Origin of the sequence: Streptomyces sp. NBC_01485 (assembly GCF_036227125.1) — a bacterium.
GTDB lineage: Bacteria > Actinomycetota > Actinomycetes > Streptomycetales > Streptomycetaceae > Streptomyces.
In genome coordinates this window covers 6511275-6535990 of the sequence record NZ_CP109435.1, presented here as the reverse complement: position 1 = coordinate 6535990, position 24716 = coordinate 6511275, and the positions used below count along the sequence as shown (strand labels likewise).

At 70.7% G+C, this 24716-nt stretch carries 25 protein-coding genes; 12 read left to right on the top strand and 13 right to left on the bottom strand.

Annotation, left to right across the window (positions count from 1 at the left end; all coding sequences use genetic code 11):
- The first annotated feature begins 124 nt into the window (after positions 1-124).
- From pta to pyk, 3 genes are all read left to right on the top strand, one after another.
- Positions 125-2227: a phosphate acetyltransferase gene (pta, locus tag OG352_RS29690; RefSeq protein WP_329221124.1), complete on the top strand. Its 2103-nt coding sequence runs from the start codon at positions 125-127 to the stop codon at positions 2225-2227.
- Positions 2224-3432, top strand: a complete 1209-nt coding sequence (locus OG352_RS29685; protein WP_329221122.1) for an acetate kinase — start codon at positions 2224-2226, stop codon at positions 3430-3432. The genes pta and OG352_RS29685 overlap by 4 nt, the downstream gene beginning before the upstream one ends.
- A 125-nt stretch (positions 3433-3557) precedes the next feature.
- Positions 3558-4988 (top strand): pyruvate kinase, encoded by a 1431-nt coding sequence (gene pyk, locus OG352_RS29680; RefSeq protein ID WP_329221121.1) that lies wholly within the window; start codon positions 3558-3560, stop codon positions 4986-4988.
- A 135-nt stretch (positions 4989-5123) separates the two neighbouring features.
- On the opposite strand, the gene OG352_RS29675 is transcribed toward pyk, so the two are convergent.
- The 4 genes from OG352_RS29675 to OG352_RS29660 all read right to left on the bottom strand — a co-directional run bounded on the left by OG352_RS29675 (position 5124) and on the right by OG352_RS29660 (position 9616).
- Positions 5124-6539, bottom strand: coding sequence for a hypothetical protein (locus OG352_RS29675; protein ID WP_329221120.1), 1416 nt, complete (start codon positions 6537-6539; stop codon positions 5124-5126).
- Positions 6529-7167: a DUF6114 domain-containing protein gene (locus OG352_RS29670; protein WP_329221119.1), complete on the bottom strand. Its 639-nt coding sequence runs from the start codon at positions 7165-7167 to the stop codon at positions 6529-6531. Before OG352_RS29670 ends, OG352_RS29675 begins: the two co-directional genes overlap by 11 nt.
- 128 nt (positions 7168-7295) lie before the next feature.
- Positions 7296-7940 (bottom strand): DUF6230 family protein, encoded by a 645-nt coding sequence (locus tag OG352_RS29665; protein ID WP_329221118.1) that lies wholly within the window; start codon positions 7938-7940, stop codon positions 7296-7298.
- Between the two features lie 698 nt (positions 7941-8638).
- Positions 8639-9616: a tetratricopeptide repeat protein gene (locus tag OG352_RS29660; protein ID WP_329221117.1), complete on the bottom strand. Its 978-nt coding sequence runs from the start codon at positions 9614-9616 to the stop codon at positions 8639-8641.
- Between the two features lie 300 nt (positions 9617-9916).
- Here OG352_RS29660 and OG352_RS29655 point away from each other — a divergent pair, with 300 nt between their 5' ends.
- Positions 9917-10672 carry a TetR/AcrR family transcriptional regulator gene (locus OG352_RS29655; protein WP_329221115.1) on the top strand — a complete coding sequence of 252 codons (756 nt, stop codon included), beginning with the start codon at positions 9917-9919 and terminating at the stop codon, positions 10670-10672.
- A 49-nt stretch (positions 10673-10721) separates the two neighbouring features.
- Here the strand turns inward: OG352_RS29655 and OG352_RS29650 are convergent, their stop codons facing one another.
- The 4 genes from OG352_RS29650 to OG352_RS29635 all read right to left on the bottom strand — a co-directional run bounded on the left by OG352_RS29650 (position 10722) and on the right by OG352_RS29635 (position 14607).
- Positions 10722-12422: an acyl-CoA mutase large subunit family protein gene (locus tag OG352_RS29650; protein ID WP_329221114.1), complete on the bottom strand. Its 1701-nt coding sequence runs from the start codon at positions 12420-12422 to the stop codon at positions 10722-10724.
- 107 nt (positions 12423-12529) lie between these two features.
- Positions 12530-12868 carry a DUF3817 domain-containing protein gene (locus tag OG352_RS29645; RefSeq protein WP_329221113.1) on the bottom strand — a complete coding sequence of 113 codons (339 nt, stop codon included), beginning with the start codon at positions 12866-12868 and terminating at the stop codon, positions 12530-12532.
- Between the two features lie 44 nt (positions 12869-12912).
- Entirely contained in the window at positions 12913-13422 is a 510-nt protein-coding gene (locus tag OG352_RS29640; RefSeq protein WP_329221111.1) for a MarR family winged helix-turn-helix transcriptional regulator, read from the bottom strand.
- A gap of 153 nt (positions 13423-13575) precedes the next feature.
- Positions 13576-14607: a matrixin family metalloprotease gene (locus OG352_RS29635; RefSeq protein ID WP_329221109.1), complete on the bottom strand. Its 1032-nt coding sequence runs from the start codon at positions 14605-14607 to the stop codon at positions 13576-13578.
- 197 nt (positions 14608-14804) lie between these two features.
- Here OG352_RS29635 and OG352_RS29630 point away from each other — a divergent pair, with 197 nt between their 5' ends.
- The 3 genes from OG352_RS29630 (at position 14805) to OG352_RS29620 (ending at position 16977) form a co-directional block, all read left to right on the top strand.
- Positions 14805-15581, top strand: coding sequence for an SRPBCC family protein (locus tag OG352_RS29630; RefSeq protein ID WP_329221108.1), 777 nt, complete (start codon positions 14805-14807; stop codon positions 15579-15581).
- Positions 15578-16285 carry a DUF4166 domain-containing protein gene (locus OG352_RS29625; protein WP_329221106.1) on the top strand — a complete coding sequence of 236 codons (708 nt, stop codon included), beginning with the start codon at positions 15578-15580 and terminating at the stop codon, positions 16283-16285. The genes OG352_RS29630 and OG352_RS29625 overlap by 4 nt, the downstream gene beginning before the upstream one ends.
- Positions 16286-16365: 80 nt before the next feature.
- Positions 16366-16977, top strand: coding sequence for a TetR/AcrR family transcriptional regulator (locus OG352_RS29620; protein ID WP_329224017.1), 612 nt, complete (start codon positions 16366-16368; stop codon positions 16975-16977).
- Positions 16978-17036: 59 nt separating this feature from the next.
- Here OG352_RS29620 and OG352_RS29615 read toward each other — a convergent pair whose 3' ends face one another.
- Together OG352_RS29615 and OG352_RS29610 are read right to left on the bottom strand one after the other, a co-directional pair.
- Positions 17037-17330: an MTH1187 family thiamine-binding protein gene (locus tag OG352_RS29615; RefSeq protein ID WP_329221104.1), complete on the bottom strand. Its 294-nt coding sequence runs from the start codon at positions 17328-17330 to the stop codon at positions 17037-17039.
- The gene (locus OG352_RS29610; RefSeq protein WP_329221103.1) at positions 17327-17671 is read right to left on the bottom strand and encodes a DUF3817 domain-containing protein; all 345 of its coding nucleotides are present in this window, start codon (positions 17669-17671) and stop codon (positions 17327-17329) included. The genes OG352_RS29615 and OG352_RS29610 overlap by 4 nt, the downstream gene beginning before the upstream one ends.
- A gap of 189 nt (positions 17672-17860) precedes the next feature.
- Between OG352_RS29610 and OG352_RS29605 the strand changes: the two genes are divergently transcribed.
- The 4 genes from OG352_RS29605 to OG352_RS29590 all read left to right on the top strand — a co-directional run bounded on the left by OG352_RS29605 (position 17861) and on the right by OG352_RS29590 (position 20523).
- Positions 17861-18493 carry an AIM24 family protein gene (locus tag OG352_RS29605; RefSeq protein ID WP_329224016.1) on the top strand — a complete coding sequence of 211 codons (633 nt, stop codon included), beginning with the start codon at positions 17861-17863 and terminating at the stop codon, positions 18491-18493.
- 1 nt (position 18494) lies between these two features.
- On the top strand, positions 18495-19145 hold the full coding sequence (locus tag OG352_RS29600) for an AIM24 family protein (RefSeq protein ID WP_329221101.1): 651 nt from the start codon (positions 18495-18497) through the stop codon (positions 19143-19145).
- Positions 19146-19147: 2 nt separating this feature from the next.
- Entirely contained in the window at positions 19148-19954 is an 807-nt protein-coding gene (locus OG352_RS29595) for an AIM24 family protein (RefSeq protein WP_329224015.1), read from the top strand.
- 92 nt (positions 19955-20046) lie between these two features.
- Positions 20047-20523, top strand: a complete 477-nt coding sequence (locus tag OG352_RS29590) for a MarR family winged helix-turn-helix transcriptional regulator (protein ID WP_329221099.1) — start codon at positions 20047-20049, stop codon at positions 20521-20523.
- 52 nt (positions 20524-20575) lie between these two features.
- Here OG352_RS29590 and OG352_RS29585 read toward each other — a convergent pair whose 3' ends face one another.
- Positions 20576-21958, bottom strand: a complete 1383-nt coding sequence (locus OG352_RS29585) for a sensor histidine kinase (protein ID WP_329221097.1) — start codon at positions 21956-21958, stop codon at positions 20576-20578.
- Positions 21955-22695, bottom strand: coding sequence for a response regulator transcription factor (locus tag OG352_RS29580; protein WP_443072372.1), 741 nt, complete (start codon positions 22693-22695; stop codon positions 21955-21957). Before OG352_RS29580 ends, OG352_RS29585 begins: the two co-directional genes overlap by 4 nt.
- Positions 22696-22817: 122 nt before the next feature.
- On the opposite strand from OG352_RS29580, the gene OG352_RS29575 reads away from it, so the two are divergent.
- The gene (locus tag OG352_RS29575; RefSeq protein WP_329221093.1) at positions 22818-23432 is read left to right on the top strand and encodes a PepSY domain-containing protein; all 615 of its coding nucleotides are present in this window, start codon (positions 22818-22820) and stop codon (positions 23430-23432) included.
- 34 nt (positions 23433-23466) lie between these two features.
- Here OG352_RS29575 and OG352_RS29570 read toward each other — a convergent pair whose 3' ends face one another.
- Complete coding sequence (locus OG352_RS29570) at positions 23467-24705, bottom strand: MFS transporter (RefSeq protein WP_329221092.1); 1239 nt, start codon at positions 24703-24705, stop codon at positions 23467-23469.
- Between the last annotated feature and the right edge of the window lie 11 nt (positions 24706-24716).

Genomic DNA, 24716 nt, shown 5'->3' with positions numbered 1-24716 from the left:
ATTGTCAAGAGAGATCCGCTCACCTAGGTGGGCGATTTTTATGACCCCGGACAGCAGAAACACGCCGGCCAGAAGCATTAGAAACTGCAGAAACCTGCAGAAGCAGCAGAAACGGAGAGCTCGCGTGACCCGCAGCGTGTACGTCACCAGTATCGACCGCGGCGACGGCCGCCAGGTCGTCGAGCTGGGGGTCATGGAACTCCTGACCCGGCAGGTCGACCGGGTCGGCGTCTTCCGCCCCCTCGTCCACGACGGCCCCGACCGCCTGTTCGAGCTGCTGCGCGCCCGCTACCGGCTGGGGCAGGACCCCACGACCGTCTACGGCATGGACTACCACGAGGCGTCCGCGCTCCAGGCCGAGCAGGGGGCCGACGAGCTGGTCTCGACCCTCGTCGACCGGTTCCACCGCGTGGCCCGCGAGTACGACGTCGTCCTCGTCCTGGGAACCGACTACGCCGACACCCAGTTCCCCGACGAACTCGCCCTCAACGCCCGCCTCGCCAACGAGTTCGGCGCGTCCGTGCTCCCTGTCGTCGGCGGGCGCGGGCAGACCGCCGAGTCGGTGCTCGCCGAGACCCGCAACGCCTACCGCGCGTACGAGGGCCTCGGGTGCGACGTCCTGGCCATGGTCAGCAACCGGGTCGCCCAGGAGGACCGGGAGGAGATCGCCGCCCGGCTCGTCGGCCGGCTGCCCGTCCCCTGTTACGTGCTGCCCGACGAGCCCGCCCTCTCCGCGCCGACCGTCGCACAGATCAGCCACGCCCTGGGCGCGAAAGTGCTGCTGGGCGACGACTCGGGGCTGGCCCGCGACGCGCTCGGCTTCGTCTTCGGCGGGGCCATGCTGCCGAACTTCCTGAACGCCCTGACCCCGGGCTGTCTGGTCGTCACCCCGGGCGACCGCGCCGACCTGGTCATCGGCTCGCTCGCCGCGCACAGCGCCGGCACCCCGCCGATAGCCGGCGTGGTGCTCACGCTCAACGAGGTCCCGACCGACGAGATCCTCACCCTCGCCGCCCGGCTCGCCCCCGGCACCCCCGTCGTCTCGGTGCCCGGCCTCAGCTTCCCCACCGCCGAGCAACTGTTCTCCATGGAGGGCAAGTTGAACGCGGCCACCCCGCGCAAGGCGGAGACCGCGCTCGGTCTCTTCGAACGGCACGTCGACACCGCCGAGTTGCTGAAGCGGGTGTCGGCCCCCAGCACCGACCGCCTCACCCCGATGATGTTCGAGCACAAGCTCCTCGAACAGGCCCGCACCGACAGGCGCCGGGTCGTCCTCCCCGAGGGCACGGAGGAACGCGTCCTGCACGCGGCCGAAGTGCTGCTGCGCCGCGGCGTCTGCGACCTCACCCTCCTCGGGCCCGTCGACCAGATCCGCAAGAAGGCCGCCGACCTGGGCATCGACCTCGGCGACTGCCAGTTGATCGACCCGGCCACCAGCGAACTGCGCGACTCGTTCGCCGAGCAGTACGCCGGGCTGCGCGCCCACAAGGGGGTCACGGTGGAACTGGCGTACGACGTCGTCTCCGACGTGAACTACTTCGGCACGCTGATGGTCCAGGAGGGCCTGGCCGACGGCATGGTCTCGGGGTCCGTGCACTCCACGGCCGCCACCATCCGCCCGGCCTTCGAGATCATCAAGACCAGGCCGGACGCCGGCATCGTCTCGTCCGTCTTCTTCATGTGCCTCGCCGACAAGGTCCTCGTCTACGGCGACTGCGCCGTGAACCCCGACCCGAACGCCGGGCAACTCGCCGACATCGCCGTCCAGTCGGCGGCGACCGCCGCCCAGTTCGGTGTGGAGCCGCGGATCGCGATGCTGTCGTACTCCACCGGTACGTCGGGCTCGGGCGCGGACGTCGACAAGGTGCGGGAGGCGACGGAGCTGGTCCGCGCCCGGCGCACGGACCTGAAGATCGAGGGGCCGATCCAGTACGACGCGGCCGTGGAGCCCACCGTCGCCGCGACCAAGCTGCCGGGGTCCGAAGTCGCCGGTCAGGCAAGCGTGTTGATCTTCCCGGACCTCAACACCGGCAACAACACCTACAAGGCCGTGCAGCGTTCGGCCGGCGCGATCGCGGTCGGGCCGGTGCTCCAGGGGCTGCGCAAGCCCGTCAACGACCTGTCCCGGGGCGCGCTCGTCCAGGACATCGTCAACACCGTCGCCATCACGGCGATCCAGGCCCAGACCACGTCCCAGACCGCCGACCAGAAGGCTTCCCAGCAGTGACCGCCACCCGCGTCCTCGTCCTCAACTCCGGCTCCTCGTCGGTGAAGTACCAACTCCTCGACATGCAGGGCGGCGGCCGGCTGGCGAGCGGGCTCGTCGAGCGCATCGGTGAGCAGTCCGCCCGGCTGAAGCACGCGCCGCTCGCGACCGGCGGCCCGGCCCGCGAGTGGACCGGGCCGATCGCCGACCACGACGCCGCGCTGAAGGCCGTCGCGGAGGAGCTGGCCAAGGACGGCCTCGGGCTCGACTCCCCCGAACTCGCCGCCATCGGCCACCGCGTGGTGCACGGCGGCAAGCACTTCACCGAGCCGACCGTCATCGACGCCGCCGTCCTCGCCGAGATCGAGCGGCTGATCCCCGTCGCGCCCCTGCACAACCCGGCCAACCTCACCGGCATCCGCACCGCGACGGCGCTGCGCCCCGACCTGCCGCAGGTCGCCGTCTTCGACACGGCCTTCCACACGACGATGCCGGAGGCGGCGGCACGCTACGCGATCGACGTCGAGACCGCCGACGCGCACCGCGTGCGGCGCTACGGCTTCCACGGGACGTCGCACGCGTACGTCTCCCGGGCGACGGCGAAGCTGCTGGACAAGACGCCCGAAGAGGTGAACGTCATCGTGCTGCACCTGGGCAACGGGGCGTCCGCGTCGGCGGTCGAGCGGGGCCGGTGCGTGGACACCTCCATGGGGCTCACCCCGCTCGAAGGCCTCGTCATGGGAACCCGGTCCGGGGACGTCGATCCGGCCGTCATCTTCCATTTGGCGCGTGTTGGCGGAATGTCCATCGACGAAATCGACACTCTTCTCAACAAGAAGAGCGGTCTCATCGGGCTGTGCGGCGACAACGACATGCGGGAGATCCGACGCCGGATCGACGAGGGCGACGCACGCGCGAAGCTCGCCTTCGACATCTACATTCACCGGTTGAAGAAGTACATCGGCGCCTATTACGCCGTACTCGGCACCGTGGACGCGGTCGCGTTCACGGCCGGGGTCGGGGAGAACGCGGCGCCGGTGCGGGAAGCGGCCGTCGCCGGCCTGGAGCCGCTCGGCCTTGCGGTGGACGGCGCGCTGAACGCCGTACGCGGCGACGAGCCGCGGCTGATCTCGCCGGCCGGCGCGCGGGTGGCGGTCGCCGTGGTGCCGACGGACGAGGAACTGGAGATCGCCACGCAGACCTACGCACTGGTGAGGCGGTATTGATATGCGGCTCCGCCGCGTGGCGACCGAGCAGGAAAGCAACTGAGCACAAGCCTGCCCATTTGTATCTTCCGCATCTTCCGCCAGACGGAATATTCCGTAGCGAAACAAACCGATAGGATCGCCCCATGCGCCGTTCGAAAATCGTCTGTACTCTCGGCCCCGCGGTCGACTCCCACGAAATGCTCGTGTCGCTGATCCAGGCCGGCATGAACGTGGCCCGTTTCAACTTCAGCCACGGCACGCACGCCGAGCACCAGGGCCGTTACGACCGGGTCCGGGCCGCCGCCAAGGAGACCGGCCGGGCCATCGGTGTCCTCGCCGACCTGCAGGGCCCGAAGATCCGCCTCGAGACCTTCGCCGAGGGTCCCGTCGAGCTGGTGCGCGGTGACGAGTTCACCATCACCACCGAGGACGTCCCCGGCGACAAGACGATCTGCGGCACGACGTACAAGGGCCTGCCCGGCGACGTCTCGCGCGGCGACCAGATCCTCATCAACGACGGCAACGTCGAGCTGAAGGTCCTGGACGTCGAGGGCTCCCGGGTGAAGACGATCGTCATCGAGGGCGGTGTCATCTCCGACCACAAGGGCATCAACCTGCCCGGCGCGGCCGTCAACGTGCCCGCGCTGAGCGAGAAGGACATCGACGACCTGCGGTTCGCGCTGCGCATGGGCGCCGACCTGGTCGCGCTGTCGTTCGTCCGGGACGCCAAGGACGTCGACGACGTCCACCGGGTGATGGACGAGGAGGGCCGCCGGGTCCCCGTCATCGCCAAGGTGGAGAAGCCGCAGGCGGTGGAGAACATGGAGGCCGTCATCGCGGCGTTCGACGCCGTCATGGTGGCCCGTGGCGACCTGGCCGTCGAGTATCCGCTCGAAAAGGTCCCCATGGTGCAGAAGCGCCTCATCGAGCTGTGCCGGCGCAACGCCAAGCCGGTGATCGTGGCGACCCAGATGATGGAGTCGATGATCACCAACTCCCGCCCGACCCGCGCCGAGGCCTCCGACGTGGCCAACGCGATCCTGGACGGCGCGGACGCGGTCATGCTGTCCGCCGAGTCGAGCGTGGGCGCGTACCCGATCGAGACCGTGAAGACGATGTCGAAGATCGTCACCGCGGCCGAGGAGGAGCTGCTCAGCAAGGGCCTGCAGCCGCTCGTGCCGGGCAAGAAGCCGCGCACGCAGGGCGGTTCGATCGCGCGTGCCGCGTGCGAGATCTCCGACTTCCTCGGCGGCCGGGGCCTGGTGGCGTTCACCCAGTCCGGCGACACCGCGCGCCGGCTCTCCCGCTACCGCGCGTCCCAGCCGATCATCGCGTTCACCACCGACGAGAACACCCGCAACCAGCTCGCGCTGAGCTGGGGCGTCGAGTCGCACGTCGTGCCGTTCGTGAACACGACCGACGAGATGGTCGACATGGTCGACCAGGAGATCGCCAAGATCAACCGCTTCAGCCCGGGCGAGATCGTCATCATCACCGCCGGCTCGCCCCCCGGCGTCCCCGGCACCACCAACATGCTCCGAGTCCACCACCTCGGCGGCGGCTCCCGCGACTGATCCGACGGATCCGACGGCCCCGCGCAGGGGCTTGTGAGGCTTGTACGGCGCTGAGGGCGCCTCCTGGTGACAGGGGGCGCCCTCAGCGTTTGTTGCGGCTCCCGGACGGGTCTTGGGGGGCTCGGCCGACGGGCGTCAGCCGGCCGTCGTGTACTGGTGCAGTCCCGGGATGGTCAGCGTGCCGCCGAGCTGGCCCGCCTGCTGGACCTTCACGTTGGTGAAGTAGATCAGCGGGATGTTCAGCGGTGGCGGGGTCTTCGGGGTGAACGTGACCGGGATCAGGCCGAACAGGTTCCCGGAGATGCTCTCCGTGTACATGATCGTGTCGCCGTTCGTGATGGTCGACTTGCTGCCCTTGCGGGCCTGCACGTGGTACGTCCGGCCCGACTGCTTGTCGTTCACCGTCTGGTGCAGATCGTCGATTTCGGTCCCGCCGGAGATGACGTACTTCAGCACGTCCTTGACGGTGCCGTTGGCGGTCTTCACCTTGACGATGCCCTGGTAGTCGGCACCCTTCAGGAGCAGCGAACTGGCGTTCAGGAACCAGGGGTCGTCGGGCAGCCTGACGCCCTTGTTGTCGATGCCTCCCTCGTCGTCCGTGGCTACGGGGCAGCCGTCGGCGTCCGGACCGGCGCTCTCCGAGGGGCTCGGCGAGGCCGTGGCGTCGTCGGCCTTCTCTGAGTCCTTGGCGTTCTTGTCGTCCTCGGAGTCCTTCGCCGCTTCCTCGGCCGGGTCGTCGCTGTCGGCGTTGTTCTTGGCGGTGTCCTTCACCTTGCCGCCGACGACGTCGGTGGCGTCCTTCGACGCTTCCTTGCCCGCAGAGCCCGAGTCCGACGAGTCGTCGGCCGGGGCGGAGGCGGACGGCGACGGGCTCGACGTGGCCGTCGAGTCGGAGCCGGAGTCCTTGGCCTTGCCGTCGAAGAGGTCCGTGATGGCGTCGCCGATGGTCTCCAGGACGTTCTTGCCCGTCCCGGTGTCCGAGGGGCTCGCAGTCGCGGTGTCACCGGACGTCGCGGACTTGTCGGGCGAGGCGGCGGCCGAAGGGGAGGGATCGGCCGAGTCGCCGGAACCTGAACCCGAGGAGCCCGAGGATCCCGATGAGCCCGAGGAACCCGACGTGGAGGAGTCGTCCTTGCCGTCCGAGTCGCCCGCCGACGGGTCCTTCGAGTCGTCCTTGGAACCGTCCGAGCCGTCCGTGGACTCGTCCTTGGAGTCGCCCTTCGCATCGTCGTCGCTCGCGCTGTCCGAGGCGGACGGCGCGGGCAGGGCCGACGTGGAGGCGTCCGGGCCGGCCAGCGCCGCCACGCAGTCCTTGTACTCGTCGATCGTGAGGCTCTTGGACGCCGGCTGGTCGTCGGCGTTGGCGAGGGTGGGCGTGAAGCCCATCCCCATCAGAACCGCCGTCGGCATGGCCGCCAGGGCTATCGCCTTGCCGGCCGGCATGTGGAACCTGGTGAGCAGTGGCTTCTTGGGTGCCGCATGGCGCGGCCCGGTGGTCCTCACACGGGCAGCGTCCACATCGCTCCCGGCGGAAACCTCGTCAGCCGGCACTGTGCCTCCCGTTCGCCCCGTTGGCCGGGCTCGTTCCTGACAGATCGTGCAGATCGTGCGGCTCGCCCGGTCCCTCGTCGTCCTTGGTCAGGGACGTCTTCTCGGTGCCGGCCGGGCCCGTGCTGTACGGGTTCACGGTGAGGTCGCCCGCCGGGGCGGGGTCCTCGGGGAACGCGCCCTCGGGGGCGTTCCCGGCGTTCGCGCCGGCCTCCGGCGCGGGGGCCGGGGCGGGCGGTGGGCCCGGCGCCCAGGACACGGCCATCGCCCCGCCGATCATCCCGAACAGGAAACCGACGATGAAGCCGCCGAAGTTGGAGACAGGGAGGGAGACCAGCGCCAGCAGGATCGCGGCGATTCCCGCGAAGGTACGGATGTGCTTCTGGAACCAGAGGCTGATGCCCAGTACGACGAGCAGCACTCCGATGATCAGTGATCCCGCGCCGGCCGTGGTGGACATGCGGATCGTCAGCTGACCGATGGTGAGGTGCGCGTAAGGGAAGTACATGATCGGGACACCGGCGATCATGACGAACAGACCGGCCCAGAATGGCCTCGTACCCCGCCAGGCGCGGAACTGCAGCCTCCACCGGATGGACAGGCTGGGGGCGGCAGGAGTCTCGGCGCTCATGGAAACAGCTCCCTGGTGCGGTGTTGCCGTGGTGAGGGTCTTCCGCCAGCTATGGGGCGGGGGGCGAAGACCTGGTCGGAGGTGGCAGGCGGGGGGCCTCACGGCCTACCCCGCCCGTCACCGAGTGCCTAGTAGCACTCCTTGGTGCCCGAGTAGAGCTTCATGCTCAGTCCGGGCAGGGTGAAGGTTCCGGCCGTGGTGGCCCACGCCGTCTGCTTCACGCCGTACAGCTCCACGGACGACGCCTGCTGGCCAAAGCCGTTGGGGTTCGCCTGCTCCGTGCCGCCCTTCATGGGCGGGTTCTTCATGGAACCTGCGGAGACGCCGATCTCCATGTCGTGGAACACGGCGTTATCGGCGCCGAGGTCCTCGACGTCGATGTACAGGTTCTTGGCCGCGACCTGCTTCTGCGGGTCACTGCTGTCACCTGCCGTCAACTGCAGAGTGACCGAGCCGAGCAACGGGATGCCCGGCGTGACGACCGACTGGCACATCTTCTGGATGCGGGCATCGGCGAACGCCGACACCGCGACCGGGTGGATCGCGCCCTTGCCGTCGAGCGTCTTGCCCGTGTCGATGGCGCCGTACTGCGAGAAGCCCTTGCCCTCGATGTAGTCAGCGCTGACCTTGAACGACTGACCCGACACGCTGAACGATGCCGCCAGTGCACCCTGCGCGAGGGCGACACCTATACATGCCGTGGCAGCCACACTCGGCACCATGACAACGGCGAACCGCTTCCATCTGGTCCCGCCACGCACCTGGGACTCCATATTTCCTCCTTCTCGGACGTACATCTCCTGCCCCGGCTCACCACCTGAAACGGCGGCTCGGCCGGGCAGGGATGGGAGAAGTGCTACGTCCTCGGGAAGGGGAGCGCCCGTACTCGGAGGCGCGAACCGCGCACCGATCACCGGCGATCACCCCCGAGCGACAACCACTGGTCGCGCCTGACACGCATCACGCACAACCTTGCTGGACAGGCTCCGCCGAGCGGCGAAGACCCCCCTGCCCAAGAGCCGACGTCACTGCCGTCGGGCCCTGCTCGGTGGGGACCCAGGAAAACCCGTTGACCCAACCGGCTGTCGGGGTACGGGATTGGACCGAGCGTGGCCGATCGTGGTGCATTCTCGCCGCCCGCACAAGGGGGTTCGTTACTGGCTAGTAACGGCCGGATAACCGAACAACGACCCACAGGTCTCGACCGGCGACGCAGGGTGCCATCCATGCCCGGGACAAAGCCGTTGATCGATGGACAGAATCCGACAGATCAATGCCTCAGTCTTACTAGCAGTAACAGTGGCCGCGATTACCAAGATTTGGTAAAACGCGGCCACTGGGGAACCACTACGGCACAACTTTCACTCGGGCGACACGGGCAGCCGACGTTTAGCGACTGGTCAGCACCCGCCCCCCGGCCCGGACTTCCGCCCGCGCCCCCACCCGGACCCCGCCCGGACTCGCGTCCGGATCAGAACAGCGCGCGCGCCAACGCCCGCCGGGCCGCTGCCACCCGGGGGTCCTCCGGCCCGACCACCTCGAACAGTTCGAGCAGCCGCAGCCGTACGGCGTCGCGGTCGTCCCCGGCCGTGCGCCGCACGGTGTCGATGAGCCGCCCGAAGGCGTCCTCGACATGACCGCCCACCAGATCCAGGTCCGCCGCGGCGATCTGCGCCTCGACGTCCGTGGGCCGCTCGGCCGCCTCCTTGCGTACCCGCTGCGGGTCCATACCTCCGACCCGCTGGAGCAACTCGGCCTGCGCGAGACCGAGTTGGGCCTCACTGTTGCCGGGGTCGTCGGCCAGCACACTCTGGTACGCCCGCACCGCACCGCCGAAGTCACCGGCGTCCAGCGCCTGTACGGCCGCTTCGAGCAGTCCGTCGTACGGCCCGACCGGCTCGGCCGCGACCGCCTCCGGACGACCGCCCGCCTCTGCGTCGGCATCGACGTTCAGGCCGGTGAGCCCGAACCGCTCCTCGGCGACCTGCACCAACTGGTCGAGGGTCTGCCGGATCTGCGTCTCAGCGGCGGCCCCCTGGAAGAGCGGCAGCGCCTGCCCCGCGACGACCGCGAAGACGGCCGGGATGCCCTGCACCCCGAACTGCTGCATCAGCATCTGATTGGCGTCGACGTCGATCTTGGCGAGCAGGAAGCGGCCGTCGTACTCGACGGCGAGCCGCTCCAGGACCGGGCTCAGCTGCTTGCAGGGCTGGCACCACTCGGCCCAGAAGTCGATGACGACGGGCACCTCGGCGGACCGCTGCAGAACCTCCCGCTCGAACCCCGCCTCATCGACGTCGATGACGAGATCGGCCGGCGAGACGGCGCCCGCGCCGCCCTGCCGCGCCGTTTCGGCGCGCGTCTGCTCCGCCTTCGCCTTGGCCTCCTGGGCCGCCTTCACCGCGGCGAGGTCGACGACTCCGCTCATGGACATGTTCCGTGGCTGCATGCGTCTATCCTCCCCCGTCAGCGCGCCTGCGTGAAAAGCGTTCCGAATACGTCCCGAACTTGTCGAAACACGTTCTGAACTTCTCGAACTTCCCGGACACGAGCGCTGGAGTCCCCACCCCGCGCCCTGTCCCGGCCTGCCGCTCCGGCCCGTGTACGTCCGTCACGAGCCTTCGCACGAGCTTTCGCTACGGGTCGTAGCGTAATGGCACTGCGTGCCTCCGCAACACCACGCACCAGACCGTCTCCCGGTGATCTGCCTCACGGAAGCCCCGAACAAACCGCCGGTTAGGGTGCGGGGATGCAGAGCCGCACCCCCGCAGGCCGAACCGGCCGTCCGCGCAGCGCCGCCGCGGACACCGCGATCCTGGCCGCGACACGGGAGGCACTGGTCGAACTGGGCTGGTCGAAACTGACCCTGGGAGACGTGGCGACGCGCGCGGGCGTGGCGAAAACCACCCTCTACCGCCGCTGGTCCGGCAAGAACGAACTGGTCGTCGACGCGGTCGCGGAACTCTTCGACGAACTCGAACTCCCCGACCGCGGCAGCCTCGCCGCCGACATCGAGGGCGTGGTCCTGCAGTTCGCGGCGATCCTGGCCCTCCCGGAGGCCAAGAGCGGCCTGATGGCGGCCGTCGCCGAGTCCATCCGCGACGACGCCCTGCGCGAGCGCATCCGCGCCTCCATCGTCGACCCGCAGAAGGACCTCGTCCTGGAGGGCCGCTCCCGCGCCCAGGCCCGCGGCGAACTCCCCCCGGCAACCGACCCGACCGAGGCCGCCCGCACCGCCGACCTCATCTTCGACGTCGTCGCGGGCGCGGTGGTCCACCGCACCCTGGTCAGCGCGGAACCGGCGGACGAGGAGTGGATACGAAGCCTGACGCGCCTGCTGGTGCTGGGGTTGACGTCATCCAGCCCGTCCAATTCAGCCCGTCCGGCGTCTGAGGACGCAGGTCCGGGCAATTCAGCCCGTCCAGCACTTGAGGACGCCGGCCCAGGCAATTCAGCCCGTCTGGGGGTACCCCCTCTGGGGGAGTTTGAGGACGAGGCCCCTTAAGGGCCGACAGCGGGGGTCTGGGGGCGCAGCCCCCCGGGGACGGGGACGCCTAGAACCCCGCCGGCTCCGTGTACACCCCCCACTCCTCCCGCAACACCTCACAGATCTCGCCCAACGTCGCCTCGACCCGCACCGCGTCCAGCATCGGCCCGATCATGTCGCCCCCGTCACGAGCGGCGGCCAGCATGGCGTCGAGGGCGCCCCGCACGGCGCGCCCGTCCCGCCCCGCCCTCCGCTCCGCGAGGATCCGCACCTGCTCCCGCTCCACCTCGTGGCCGACCCGCAGGATCTCCAGGTCCCCGGTCACCGACCCGGTGTGCGCGTTGACCCCGACGACCCTCTTCTCCCCCTTCTCCAGGGCCTGTTGGTACCGGAACGCCGACTCCGCGATCTCCCCGGTGAACCAGCCGTCGTCGATGCCCCGCAGGATCCCGGACGTGATCGGCCCGATCGGGTGCAGCCCGTCGGGGTGAGCCCGCGCCCCCCGCTCCCTGATCTGCTCGAAGATCTTCTCGGCGTCCGCCTCGATCCGGTCCGTCAACTGCTCGACGAACCACGAACCCCCCAGCGGATCCGCCACGTTGGCGACCCCGGTCTCCTCCATCAGCACCTGCTGCGTGCGCAGCGCGATCTCCGCCGCCTGCTCGCTCGGCAGCGCGAGGGTCTCGTCGAGGGCGTTCGTGTGCAGCGAGTTGGTCCCGCCGAGGACCGCCGCGAGGGCCTCCACGGCCGTACGCACCACGTTGTTGTACGGCTGCTGGGCGGTCAGCGAGACGCCGGCGGTCTGCGTGTGGAACCGCAGCCACTGCGCCTTCTCCGACCTCGCCCCGTAGACGTCCCGCATCCACCGTGCCCAAATGCGGCGCGCCGCGCGGAACTTGGCGATCTCCTCGAAGAAGTCGAGGTGGGCGTCGAAGAAGAAGGACAGCCCGGGCGCGAACACGTCCACGTCCAGTCCGCGGCTGAGCCCCAGTTCGACGTACCCGAAGCCGTCCGCCAGCGTGTACGCGAGCTCCTGCGCGGCCGTCGCACCCGCCTCACGGATGTGGTAGCCGGAGACGGACAGCGGCTTGTAGGCGGGGATGCCGGCCGCGCAGTACTCCATCAGGTCGCCGATGAGGCGCAGATGCGGCTCGGGCTGGAAGAGCCACTCCTTCTGGGCGATGTACTCCTTGAAGATGTCCGTCTGGAGCGTGCCGTTGAGGACGGCCGGGTCGACGCCCTGCCGCTCGGCGGCCACGAGGTACATGCAGAAGACGGGGACGGCCGGCCCGCTGATGGTCATGGAGGTGGTGACGTCCCCGAGCGGGATGCCCTGGAACAGGACCTCCATGTCGGCGGCGGAGTCGACGGCGACCCCGCAGTGCCCGACCTCCCCCAGCGCACGCGGGTCGTCGGAGTCGCGTCCCATGAGGGTCGGCATGTCGAAGGCGACGGACAGTCCGCCGCCGCCGTTGGCCAGGATCGTCTTGTAGCGCTCGTTGGTCTGCCCGGCGTTGCCGAACCCCGCGAACTGCCGGATGGTCCACGTCCGCCCCCGGTAGCCCGTCGGGTACAGCCCGCGCGTGTAGGGGTACTCCCCGGGCCAGCCGATCCGCTCGAAGCCCTCGTAGGCGTCACCGGGCCGGGGCCCGTACACGGGGTCCACCGGGTCCCCGGAGAGCGTGCTGAAGTCGGCCTCACGCGTGCGCGAGGCGTCGTACCGGGCCTGCCAGCGACGGCGGCCCTCCTCGATGGCGTCAGCGTCCATGCACCCAATTTACTTGGATGTCCTAATAAACGGCGACAGCAATCCGCCGCACGCGCGTGTGCGTGCGGCGGCGGGGGTTACGGCGGTGAGGCGTACGGCGGTGGCGGTTACGCCTTGACGGGCTCCGGGGCCGCGTCCGAGAACGTGCCCTCCAGCTCGCGGCTGATCTTGCGCTCCACGATGAAGGCGGCCGTGGGGATCGTCCCGGCCAGCAGGACCCACAGCTGCTTGCCGACCGGCCACTTCGCCTTGGAGCCCAGATCGAAGGCGAGGACCAGGTACACGACGTAGAGCCAGCCGTGCGCGATGGCGACGACGCGGGTGAAGGTCGCGGCGCCGTCGACGTCCAGGCCGTACTTGGCGATCATGCTCAGGCACAGCAGGACCAGCAGCACACCGGTGACATAGGCCAGGACGCGGTAGCGGGTCAGCACGCTTCGTTTCATGGGGACGAGCGTAACCACCGGTTATGGGGCGATCTTGCGCGGGGTTACTGGTCCTCGAAGTCGTGCGCGGCGACCCGTAGCGGCCGCAGCATCGCGAAGATCTCCCCGCACTCCTCCACGTCGTACACCCCGAGCCCGAAGTCCATCGCCATCAGGTCGCGGGTGGCCGCCTCGACGACCTCGCGGCCCTTGTCGGTGATGCCGGCGAGGGTGCCGCGGCCGTCGTCGGGGTTGGGGCGCTTGTCGACCAGGCCGGACCTCACCAGACGGTCGACGGTGTTCGTCACCGAGGTGGGGTGCACCTGGAGCCGCTCGCCGATCTTCGACATGGTCAGCTCGCCCTCCTTGGAGAAGGTGAGCAGCACCAGCGCCTCGTAGCGGGCGAACGTCAGGCCGTACGGCTTGACCACGGCGTCCACCTCGGCGAGCAGGATCTGGTGCGCGCGCATGATCGAGGTGATCGCGGCCATGGCCGGCACGTTTCCCCAGCGCTGCTTCCAGAGCTCGTCGGCGCGGGCGATGGGATCGAAGGCGAGACTGAGCGGTTTCGACACGCCTCCAGACCTTACCGGCCGGTCATATGCCGGTCAGCCCTGTCTCGTCCTTCGGTCGCCCGGACCTGCCCGGCGGCTCGGTGGAGGCTGCGCAGGTCAGCACAGGCTGCACCGCTCAGTACAGACTGCGCCGCTCAGTACAGACTGCGCCGCTCAGTACAGGCTCCGCAGGCCGAGGACGTCGCCCTTGCCGAGGCTGCGGGCGCCTGTGGAGCAGGCGAAGGAGTTCGCGTACATGGTGAGGTTCTCGTGCCCCGCGCCGGAGTGGCCGAGGCCGAAGACGTGGCCGGCCTCGTGCGTGGCGACGCTGCGGATGTCGTACGCGTGCGTGCAGCCGCCGGACGGGCGGTCGGTGAAGGCGTAGTCCTGGGTGTTGAAGCGGACGTCGGCCTCGAGGAGTTCGTCGGGGCCGCCGGGCACCGGCCGGCTCCATGAGCAGGTCGTCGCGACGGCGTCGGTGCCGAGGTCGCCGCCGTCCCAGACGCTGAGGCCGTCCCTGCGGACGCAGCGGGCCGCGCGGTCGATGCCCGCCTCGTTGCCGGTGGTCGACAGGTAGCGGGCCTTCGCCGTGACGGCGTCGTCGTAGCCGCAGTCGTTGCGGCTGGTGGTGATGGTGGCGACGGCGTCCTGGAAGGCGCGCCGGGCCTCCTCGCGGGAGAGGCCGCCGGGCAGGGGGCCGTCGCCGACGAACCACTCGTACGTGCCGTACTCCTTGCGGCCGGCCGTGGAGTACGCGCCGTCGGTGCAGGGGGCGGGGGCGTCGGCGCGGCTGCCCGCGACGGCTTGCGTGTGTTCCGCGTGCTTCGCGTGCTCCGTCTGGTCCACGCGTTGCGTGTGCTCCGCGTGGGCCGCCTCGTGGCCGTAGGAGACCGTGCCGTCGGTGGCGACGGCCAGCGTGAAGTCGCGCGCCGAACCGTCCGCCGTGAGCGCGTCGACGCTGACGGTCGTGCCGGGTTCGGGCACCGTCACACCGGCTCCGTCGTGGGTGATCACGCGGCCGACGGCGCGGCAGTCGAGGACGGACGAGCCGGCGGGCAGGTCGTCGACGGTGAGTTCGCCCCGCGCGCGGGCGCACGCCGGCGTCGTCCGGTGCGCTTCCCCCACACAGACCACCGACAGCGATGCCGCCACTACGAACGCCGTGATCGCCCTGCCGAGTAGCCCCGGTCCGCGCCGCCCTGCCACCGCACACTCCCCTTCAATGCCGCGCCACCGCGCGGAACTTGATCGACCCCGGGAGACATTAGCCATGCGGCACGCGCCGAAACCCCTCCCCCCGTCACCTGTTTGAGCGACTGCTCAAACAGGTGTACCGTCCGCTTCGGAGAGTTTGAGCGATCGCTCAAATACTGACGTCGACCTTGCCCGACCTGGGAGATCGCATGGGACAGCGCACGGGACTGTTCGTCGAGGCGCGGATCCGCGCCGACCTCGACGAGGTGTGGGCGCGGACACAGGACCCGGCGCAGCACCGGCGCTGGGACCTGAGGTTCACCGAGATCGACTACCTTCCGCGCGGCCAGGGCGACGGCGACGACGAGCCCCAGCGGTTCCGCTACGCCACGCGCGTGCTGCCGTTCCTGACGGTCGCCGGAACGGGTGTCTCCGCCGGTGAGCGCGAACGCCCCGACGGCACCCGCACGTCCGCCCTGCGCTTCGCCTCCCCGCACCCGCTCTCCCTGCTGGCCGAGGGCAGCGGCTACTGGCGCTACGTCCCCGACGGCGACGGCGTCCGCTTCCTCACCGGCTACGACTACCGCCCCCGCTGGGGTGCGTTCGGCGCGCTGGCCGACCGGGTGCTCTTCCGGCCGCTGATGGGCTGGGCGACGGCCTGGTCCTTCGACCGGCTGCGGCTGTGGCTGGAGCGGGGCGTCACGCCGGAACGCGCGCTGGTCAACTGGCTCGTGGAGATCGCCGTACGCGCGTGTGTCGTCACGTTCGCCTGTACCGGGCTCGGCCTGGAGTCCCTGCTGCTGCTCTTCGGCCCGTTCGCGGCGTCGCTGGCCTACCTGTGTCCGCTGCTGCTGAGCGTCGCGGTGTGCGTGGCCCTGTTCGCATCGCCCCTGTCCCGCACGCCGGCGGCCCGCCGCTGTCTGCGCCGGCCGCCGGTACGCGCGCGTGCGCCCCGCGTCCTGCGCGCCCTGAAGGACCCGCGATGACCCGCGATGCCGGAGGACCCGCGACGACCTCGATCTTCCGTACGGCGATGGGCGCCGACTTCGACCGGCTGCACCCGCGGCTGCAACGCCGTTTCTCGGTGGGGCTGGCGAGCGGGGAGGCCTGCACGGGCCGGGGCACGATGGACCGGATCTGGCACGGCGGGGCCTGGGTGAAACCGTTCCTCGCCCTGGGTGCGACCCGCAACATCCTCGTCCCGCGCGCGGGACGGAACATCCCGTTCATGATCGAGAACGTGCCGTACGTGGACGGCTTCGGGCGTGAGACGGTGAGCTTCGTGCGCACCTTCGACCTGCCCGGCCGGGCCCGCCGCTTCGACGCCCAGATGGTGCTGGGCCCCGGCGGCGACCACGTCCTCGACTACCTCGGCACCCACCAGCACCTCGCCACCGACCTGCGCCTCACCGCCGAGGCGGACGGCTCGCTGCTGATCCGCTCCGGCGAACACCGCTTCCGCGAGGGCCCGTTGGACGTGCGGGTCCCCGAGCTGATCGGGGCGACGGCGGAGGTGCGGGAGTCCTACGACGACCGGGCCGGCCGGTTCCGTATCCAAGTGAGCGTGGTGAACCGCTTCTTCGGCCCGCTGTTCGGCTACCACGGCTCGTTCACGGCGACGTACACGGACGTCCAAGCCCGCGGTGTGCGCCCGGGGCTGCGTCCGGTACGCGAGGAGGCGCGCGGGTGAACCCCGGCACAAAGCCGGACGCGACGCCGGACACACCGCCTGACGCGAAGACGGACACGAAGACGGACACGAAGACGAAGCTGCTGGAGGGCGCCCTGCGCACGCTCACCGAGCAGGGCATCGCCAAGACGTCGGCGCGGACGGTCGCGGCGGCCGCCGGGGTGAACCAGGCCCTGGTCTTCTACCACTTCGGCTCGGTGGACGAGCTGCTCGCGGCGGCGTGCCGGTACGGAGCCGAGCGCACGGTCTCGCGCTACCGCCCCCGCTTCGACGCCGTCGCCTCACTGTCCGAACTCCTCGCCCTGGGCCGCGAGATCCACGAACAGGAGCGCGTCGGCGGGCACGTCTCCCTCCTCGGCCAGCTCCTGGCGGGCGCCCAGACCCACGAGGCCCTCGGCCCGGCCACGGCGGCGGGCCTCGACCTGTGGATCGTCGAGATCGAGAACGTCCTGCGCCGCGTCCTCACGGGCACGCCGTTCGGCGAGTTCACCGACCCGGCGGGGCTGGCCCGCGCGGTGGCCGCGTCCTTCGTCGGCATCGAGCTGTACGAAGGGGTCGACGCGGTCGGCGCCGGCTCCGCCCTGAACGCCCTGGAACAACTGGGCCTCCTGGTCGGCGCCCTGGAGGAACTGGGCCCGGTGGCCCAACGGGCGGTCCGGCAGTACCTGCGCCGCGCGTCCGCACGACGCTGAGCCAAGTGGGCCCACGTGGGTCCGGGTGGGTCACTGCCGGGCAGGCGGCTCCAGGCGGGTCACTGCCCGAGGTGCCGCTCCACGGTCTCCACCTTCGAGGTCAGGCCGTCCGTCACACCCGGGCGGATGTCCGCCTTGAGGACCAGGGAGACGCGGGGAGCGCGTGCCTCGACGGCGGCCACGGCACGTTTGACGACGTCCATGACCTCGTCCCACTCACCCTCGATTGACGTGAACATGGCGTCGGTGCGGTTCGGCAGGCCCGAGTCGCGGACGACCCGGACGGCGTCGGCGACGTATTCGCCGACGTCCTCGCCGACGCCCAGCGGGGTGACCGAGAAGGCGACGATCATGCGTTCACGACGCCGTCGTTGCGGGCGCGGGAGGCGATGACCGCATCCTCGGCCTCACGGCGCAGCTTGCGCTCGGCGAAGAAACCGCCGGTCGGCAGGACCGAGAGGACGAAGTAGAGGGCCGCGGTCTTCGGGGACCACTTGGTGCGGTTCCAGGCGTCCGCCCAGAAGAGCACGTACAGGATGAACAGGACGCCGTGGACCATGCCCATGACGGGCACCGCGTTGAAGTCGGTGGTCCGCTTCAGCACCGAGCAGACCAGCAGCAGGAGGAAGGACACGGCTTCCGGGGCGGAGACCAGGCGCAGTCGGCGGAGGGCGGAGGCTGTCTTCAGGTCCACGGATCACCTTCGGGGGAGGTACAGCAATGGGCGGGCAGTGAGCAGGCGATGGGCAGGCGGTTTGTGAATACACGCACAAGCTTTCGCCCATTGTGGCAAACGGTCCCCCTAAGGGTGCGTTCAGGGTCTCTCTCCACCCCCGGGTGCTGTTCCGCGCACCCCTCCGCCCGATACCTTCGCAGCGTGGCGATGTTTCGACTTCAAGACAGCAAGGTGCTCGCCGTCGACATGACCGGGGACGCCGTGAAGGCGAAGAACGGCTCGATGGTCGCGTACGACGGGCAGATGGCCTTCAAGAAGCTCAGCGGCGGCGGCGAGGGCATCCGGGGCATGGTGACCCGGCGGCTCACCGGCGAGCAGATGACCGTGATGGAGGTGAGGGGGCAGGGCACGTGCTGGTTCGCCGATCGCGCCTCCGAGATCAACCTTGTCCAGCTCCAGGGGGACAAGCTGTACGTCGAGTCGAGCAACCTGCTCGCGACCGACGCGGGCCTCAGGACCGGGACGAGTTTCACCGGGCTGCGCGGCGCGACCCAGGGCAACGGGCTGTTCACGACGACCGTCGAGGGGCACGGACAGGCGGCGATCACGTCGGACGGGCCGGCCGTGGTGCTGCGCGTCAGCCCGCAGTACCCGCTGACGGTGGACCCGGGCGCGTATGTCGCGCACCAGGGAAACGTCCGGCAGTCCTTCCAGTCGGGTGTGACGTTCCGCACGTTCATGGGCGAGGGCGGTGGCGAGGCCTTCCAGATCCGGTTCGAGGGGGACGGCCTGGTGTACGTCCAGCCGAGCGAGCGCAACACGATCGCGGGGGACGTGTGAGATGACCTTCCGTGAGATCAACTCCAAGATGCTCGAGGCGACCGTAGTCCCCGGCCAGCGCCTCTACAGCCAGCGCGGCGCGATGCTGGCGTACCGCGGCGACGTGTCGTTCACGCCCAACGTCCAGGGCGGGCAGGGCGGCGTGATGTCCATGATCGGGCGGCGGCTGGCCAACGAGGACACGCCCCTGATGACCGTCGAGGGCAGCGGCACGGTCCTCTTCGGGCACGGCGGCCACCACGTCCAGGTCATCCGGCTGACCGGCGACACGCTGTACGTGGAGGCGGACCGGCTGCTCGCCTTCGAGGGCACACTCCAGCAGGGCACGATGTTCCTGGGCTCCCAGGGCGGGGTCATGGGCATGGTCCGCGGCCAGATCAGCGGCCAGGGGCTGTTCACCACCACCCTCAAGGGGCACGGGGCGGTCGCCGTGATGGCCCACGGCGGGGTCTTCGAGGTCCCGATCACCCCGCAGCGCCCGGTCCACGTCGACCCCCAGGCCTACGTCGCCCACCACGGCGACGTCCGCAACAAGCTGTCGACCGCGCTGGGCTGGCGGGACATGGTGGGCCGCGGCTCCGGCGAGGGGTTCCAACTGGAGCTCAGCGGCAGCGGTGTGGTGTTCGTCCAGGCGTCGGAGGAGAAGCTGTGAGCATGTACGGGGCTCCGGGCGGCGGCCCGACGGTGTACGACCCCATGACCCTGCCGGTCGACGACAACGTCAACCACTACACCTTCTGCGTGGAGCTCAAGGGGAGCCAGTGGTTCCTGCAGAAGGGGAAGATGATCGCCTACTACGGGTCGATCGACTTCAACGGCGTCGGGCACGGCCGGCTGGACCGCCTCGTGCGCACCTCGTTCCATTCGCCTCTGCACGCGAGCGACTGGGTCGTGGCGGACGGATCGGGCAAGATGCTCCTCGCCGACCGGGCCTTCGACGTGAACTCGTACGACCTGGAGGACGGCAATCTGACCATTCGCTCGGGCAATCTGCTCGCGTTTCAGCCAAGTCTGTCGCTCAAGCAGTCGATCGTCCCCGGATTTCTCACGCTGATCGGGACCGGCAAGTTCGTCGCCGCCTCCAACGGCCCGGTGGTGTTCATGGAACCCCCGATCCGGGTCGACCCGCAGGCGCTCGTCGGCTGGGCCGACTGCCCGTCCCCCTGCCATCACTACGACCACGGGTACATGACCGGCCTGATGGGCGGTCTCCGTGCGCTGACGGGCCTCGGCGGGGCCTCCGGGGAGGAGCATCAGTTCGAGTTCGTCGGCGCCGGCACGGTGCTGTTGCAGTCCACCGAGACCCTCATGGCCGAGCAGGCCACGGGCGCGGTTCCGCACGAGCCGGGGGTGCCCGGCGGCGGTGCGGGAGCGGGCGGGCAGGGCGGTCACGGCGCGCAGTCCGGCGCACCGCGCCTTCCCGGACAGCTGGGAGATCTCCAGCGTCGCTTCGGGCTGTGAGCGGTACTCTGCGGAGTGTGACGTCGAACGCGTGCGCACTGTCACGCCATCCTTATTAGTTAGCCTTTCAACATTTTAGGTAGACTTCATTTATGGAGACCGAAACGGCCACGCGCTGGCTGACCGAAGCGGAGCAGTGCGCCTGGCGCACCCACCTGGAGGTCAACAGGCTGTTGACGTACCAGCTCGAGAAGGACCTGCAGCCGTTCGGTCTGACCATGAACGACTACGAGATCCTGGTGAACCTCTCCGAGTCGGAAGGCGTCCGGATGCGGATGAGCGATCTCGCGGCCGCCACCCTCCAGTCGAAGAGCCGCCTCTCGCACCAGATCACCCGCATGGAGAACGCAGACCTGGTGCGCCGTGAGAACTGCGAGTCCGACCGCCGCGGTCTGTACGCGGTCCTGACCGAGCACGGCCTGGAGACGATGCACAAGGTCGCCCCCCACCATGTGGACTCCGTGCGGCGGCACTTCATCGACCTCCTCTCCGCCGAGGCCGCGGCGGAACTCTCCAAGAGCCTGAAGCCCGTCGCGGAACACCTCCGCGGACACCGGGGACGCCCGTAGCAGGCGCGCGGCACGGGAGCGGGACACGGACACGGGACACGCGGGACAGCCGCTAGGCGATCGGAAGACGGAGCTCGAACAGGGCTCCGCCTTCCGATGCCTGGCGCACCGTGAGCGTGCCGCCGTGCCGGACGGCCACGTCCCGGGCGATGGCCAGGCCCAGCCCCGCCCCGCCCTCGTCGCGGCTGCGCGCGTCGTCGAGCCGTACGAACCGTTCGAAGATCCGCTCCCGGTCCGCCTCGGGCACCCCGTCCCCGTCGTCGGCGACCTCGACGACGGCCCACTCCCCCACCCGCCGCACCCGCACGCCGACCGACGACCGGGCGTGCCGCAGCCCGTTGTCCAGCAGATTGGCCAGCACCCGCCCCAACTGCCCCCGCGATCCGGCCACCTCCACGGACCCGGCCCCGGACACTGACGCGTCGTCGACGGTGACACCCGCCCGATGACCGGCCTCCTCCCGCGCCAGCGCCGCCAGGTCCACCCGCCCCGCCGCCGGCGCCTCGCCCGCGTCCAGCCGGGCGAGCAGCAGCAGATCGGCGGCCAGCCGCTGCAGCCGTACGGTGTCCTCGACCGCGCCCGCCACGTCCAGCAGCTCGGGGTGCGCGGCGCCGACCTCCAACTGGGTGCGCAGCGAGGCGATCGGGCTGCGCAGCTCGTGGGAGGCGTCGGCGACGAACCGGCGCTGGCGTTCCACGGAGGTCTCCAGGGCGGCCAGCGTCTCGTTCGTCGTCCGGGCGAGCCGGGCGACCTCGTCGTGGGTGTCCGGCTCGGGCACCCGGCGGGCCAGGTCGGCGGAGGCGGTGATCGCGGCCATCTCGCGCCGGATGCCCTCGACCGGGCGCAGCGCCCGCCGGGTGACCAGCCAGGTCACGCCCGCGACGACGGCCAGCAGCAGCGGGAAGCCGATCAGCATGACGGTGAGGGCGCTGCGCACGGCGCTCTGCTCGGCTTCCAGGGGCGCGCCCGCGTACACGGTGAGCGGCCCTTTGCGCGGGTCGCGCACCTCGACGGCGGCGAAGCGGTAGTCGGCCGTCTCGCCGTCGACGGTCGCGGTGCCCTCGGTGAAGCGGGTGTCGTCGTCGATCTCGCCGGGTTCGAGATCGTCACCGAGGTCCCCGGCCGTCCCCGTCGCCCCGGCCGCGCCGATCCGCTCCAGGTCCTCGCTCGCCGCGACCCGGGTGCCCTTGGCGTCGACGATCTGGACCGGCCGCTCGTCGTCGTCCATCGAGGAGAGGTCCTCGTACGGCGTCCCGACGGCGAGTTGGGCGGCGACGGCCCGCGCGGACCGTTCCGCCTGGCCGCCGGCCTGGTCGGTCAGGTTGGACCGCAGGGACAGCAGCACGGCCGTACCGGCCGCGAGGAGGGCCACGGCGACGACGAGGACGGCGCCGAGCGTCGCCCGCGCCCGCACGGAACCGAGCCGGCGTCTCACAGCGCCGCCTCGACGCGGTCCAGCCGCTCCAGCCGGTAACCGGCCCCGCGCACCGTCCGGATGCGCCCTGCGCCCAGCTTGCGGCGCAGCGCGCTGACGTAGACCTCGACGATGTTGGGGTCGCCGTCGTAGGCGAAGTCCCAGACGTGGTCCAGGATCTCGGCCTTGGACACCACCTCGCCGGCCCGCAGCACCAGTTGCTCCAGGACGGCGAACTCCTTTGCGGTGAGCGCCACTTCCTCCTCGGCGAGAAAGACGCGCCGCGCGGCGGTGTCGGCCTTCAGCTCGCCCAGGACGTGCACGGGCGAGGCCCCGGCGCCCTGCCCGCGCCGCCGCAGCAGCGCCTTGACGCGGGCGACGAGGACGACGTACGAGAACGGCTTGGTGAGGTAGTCGTCCGCGCCCGTGTCCAGGCCCTCCGCCTCGTCGTACTCGCCGTCCTTGGCGGTGAGCATGAGGATCGGGACGTCGTTGCCGGCGGCGCGCAGGGTGGCGCAGACGCGGTAGCCGTTCATGCCGGGCAGCATGATGTCGAGGACGACCAGGTCGTACGGCGATTCGCTCGCCCGGTGCAGCCCCTCCAGACCGTCATGGACGACGTCCACGGCGTAGCCCTCGGCGGTCAGGCCCTTGGCGAGTGACAGGGCGAGGCGCTTTTCATCCTCGACGATCAAGAATCTAAAGGGGCGGCGCGTAGCGCCTCGGGTAGGGCGGTGGCGGGCGACGGGTGGGCGCATGTGCACAGGGTCGCAAACCCGACCTGAAGTGATCTTCAGGTGGCTTCAGCGTGCGTTCAGGTCGGGTCGGGCACCTTGGTTCTCGTCGCAACCGAAGCAGCACCACAGCGGGAGGAAACCCCATGAAGCGCAAGCTCGTCATCGCCGCCGTCGTCACGTCCCTGGTGATCGGCGGGGGTGCGGCGGTCGCCTTCGCCGAGCCGAACACGACGCCGGAGACCAGCGCGGACACGAAGGCCGGCGTCGAGACGAAGGTCCTGTCGGCCGCCGAGGCGGGCGCCGGGACGAACGCCCTGGTGACCTCGGCGCGCCCGGCCTCCGTCGCCGCGGCGATCGCGGCGGCGCTGAAGCACACGCCGGGCACCGTCGTCGGCGCCGACCGGGAGGACGACGGCGCCGACGCGGGCACCTGGCACGTGGACGTCGTCAAGGCCGACGGCACCGAGCACACCGTCGTCGTCTCCCCCGACACCGGCAAGGTCGTCGGCGCCCACCGCGACACCGACGACGACGACGGCGACGACGCGGCCGACGGCCGGGCGGACCTCGCCGCGCTGAAGGGCGCGGGCGTCGACGCCCGCGAAGCCGCCCTGGCCGTCGCCGCCAAGGGCACGGTGACCGATGTCGGCCTGGACGACGACGGCGGCGCGACGACGTGGAGCGTGGACACCGCCAAGGGCGGCGAGTGGCAGGTCGACGCCCGCACCGGCAAGGTCACGCAGGACCTCGACGACTGAGCCGACCGGCCGAATCGGCTGAGCCGGCCGACCGTCAGGCGAGGGGCACGAGTTCGCTCGTGTCCCTCGACCGGCGTCCGGTGACGGCGGCCGCCGTCGCCAGCACCACCGCCCCGGTCACCGCGAAGCACACCCCCACCGGCAGCCGTCCGGCCAGCGCTCCCGCGACCGCCGTACCGGCCGTGCTCCCGGCGTTGACGGCCGTGTTGACCCACGCCCCGGCGCGTACCCGGGCCTCGGGCGCGGCGGTCTCGTCGGCGATGAGGTAGGCCGTGGTGATCGCCGGCGACACGAAGAACCCGGCCGCCGCGACGGCGACGGCGAGCGTGCCGAGCCCCGGTGCCAGTCCCGCGCCGCACAGGGTCAGCCCGAGCCCCGCCGTGAGCAGCGGCAGCCGTGCCCCGGCCGGGGTCCGCCAGGCGACGGCCCCGTTGAGCAGCCCGCCGACGGCGCTGCCGGCCGACAGCGCGGCCAGCACCCAGGCCGCGCCCGCCCCACCGGCCCCGTGGCCGGTCCCGTGTCCCTGCCGCTCGGCGAACGCCACGACCAGCAGGTCGACCACGCCCAGCGCGAGCCCGACGCCCGCGATGGCGACGACGGGCCGCGCGAGCCCGCGCAGACCGCCCCCGCCCCGCCGCACGGCGGCCTTCTCCGGCCGCACGTCCCGCACCGCGGGCGACGACACGAACCCGGCCGTGCCGCCGACCATCAGGGCCGCCCCGACGACGATCCCTGCGGCCGGCGGCGCGAAGCCGACGAGGACGCCGACCAGCAACGGGCCGGTGACGAAGAGCAGTTCCTCGGCGACGCCGTCGACGCTGTAGGCGCGCTGCAACAGCGCGCGGTCCGGGGCGAGCCTGCCCCACACGGCCCGCATGGTCGGCCCCAGCGGCGGCACACAGGCGCCGGCCGCGGCGGCGAGGGCGCCGAGCGAGGCGGCGGGAACGGCGTCCGGACGGGAGACGGCCGCGGCCAGCAGTCCGAGCACCGCGGTGTAGAGGGCGGCCATCGGGACGAGCGCCCGGCGCGGCCCGTACCGGTCGATGAGGGCCGCCCGCGCGGGCGAGAGGAAGACGGTGGTGGCCCCGAACAGGGCCATCACTGTGCCCGCCACCGTGTACGAGCCCGAGGACCGGGTCACGGCGAGCATCAGGGACAGCGGGACGATTCCGTACGACAACCGGCCGGTCAGAGCGGCGGCGAAGGTACGGCGGGCGTGCGGAACGCGCAGAACGACGGCATACGAAGGCCGCACGGCGTGCGAAGCGGACATGAGGAGTTCCT

Bases quoted from the DNA above. Each gene is read 5' to 3' on its own strand.
- OG352_RS29590 (WP_329221099.1), top strand. From the start codon at position 20,047: ATGGAGACCGAAACGGCCACGCGCTGGCTGACCGAAGCGGAGCAGTGC.
- OG352_RS29665 (WP_329221118.1), bottom strand. From the start codon at position 7,940: ATGGAGTCCCAGGTGCGTGGCGGGACCAGATGGAAGCGGTTCGCCGTT.
- OG352_RS29600 (WP_329221101.1), top strand. From the start codon at position 18,495: ATGACCTTCCGTGAGATCAACTCCAAGATGCTCGAGGCGACCGTAGTC.
- OG352_RS29580 (WP_443072372.1), bottom strand. From the start codon at position 22,695: ATGCGCCCACCCGTCGCCCGCCACCGCCCTACCCGAGGCGCTACGCGC.
- OG352_RS29655 (WP_329221115.1), top strand. From the start codon at position 9,917: ATGCAGAGCCGCACCCCCGCAGGCCGAACCGGCCGTCCGCGCAGCGCC.
- OG352_RS29595 (WP_329224015.1), top strand. From the start codon at position 19,148: ATGTACGGGGCTCCGGGCGGCGGCCCGACGGTGTACGACCCCATGACC.
- OG352_RS29575 (WP_329221093.1), top strand. From the start codon at position 22,818: ATGAAGCGCAAGCTCGTCATCGCCGCCGTCGTCACGTCCCTGGTGATC.
- OG352_RS29625 (WP_329221106.1), top strand. From the start codon at position 15,578: ATGACCCGCGATGCCGGAGGACCCGCGACGACCTCGATCTTCCGTACG.
- OG352_RS29650 (WP_329221114.1), bottom strand. From the start codon at position 12,422: ATGGACGCTGACGCCATCGAGGAGGGCCGCCGTCGCTGGCAGGCCCGG.
- OG352_RS29615 (WP_329221104.1), bottom strand. From the start codon at position 17,330: ATGATCGTCGCCTTCTCGGTCACCCCGCTGGGCGTCGGCGAGGACGTC.
- OG352_RS29645 (WP_329221113.1), bottom strand. From the start codon at position 12,868: ATGAAACGAAGCGTGCTGACCCGCTACCGCGTCCTGGCCTATGTCACC.
- OG352_RS29570 (WP_329221092.1), bottom strand. From the start codon at position 24,705: ATGTCCGCTTCGCACGCCGTGCGGCCTTCGTATGCCGTCGTTCTGCGC.
- pyk (WP_329221121.1), top strand. From the start codon at position 3,558: ATGCGCCGTTCGAAAATCGTCTGTACTCTCGGCCCCGCGGTCGACTCC.
- OG352_RS29605 (WP_329224016.1), top strand. From the start codon at position 17,861: ATGTTTCGACTTCAAGACAGCAAGGTGCTCGCCGTCGACATGACCGGG.
- OG352_RS29670 (WP_329221119.1), bottom strand. From the start codon at position 7,167: ATGAGCGCCGAGACTCCTGCCGCCCCCAGCCTGTCCATCCGGTGGAGG.
- OG352_RS29630 (WP_329221108.1), top strand. From the start codon at position 14,805: ATGGGACAGCGCACGGGACTGTTCGTCGAGGCGCGGATCCGCGCCGAC.
- OG352_RS29660 (WP_329221117.1), bottom strand. From the start codon at position 9,616: ATGCAGCCACGGAACATGTCCATGAGCGGAGTCGTCGACCTCGCCGCG.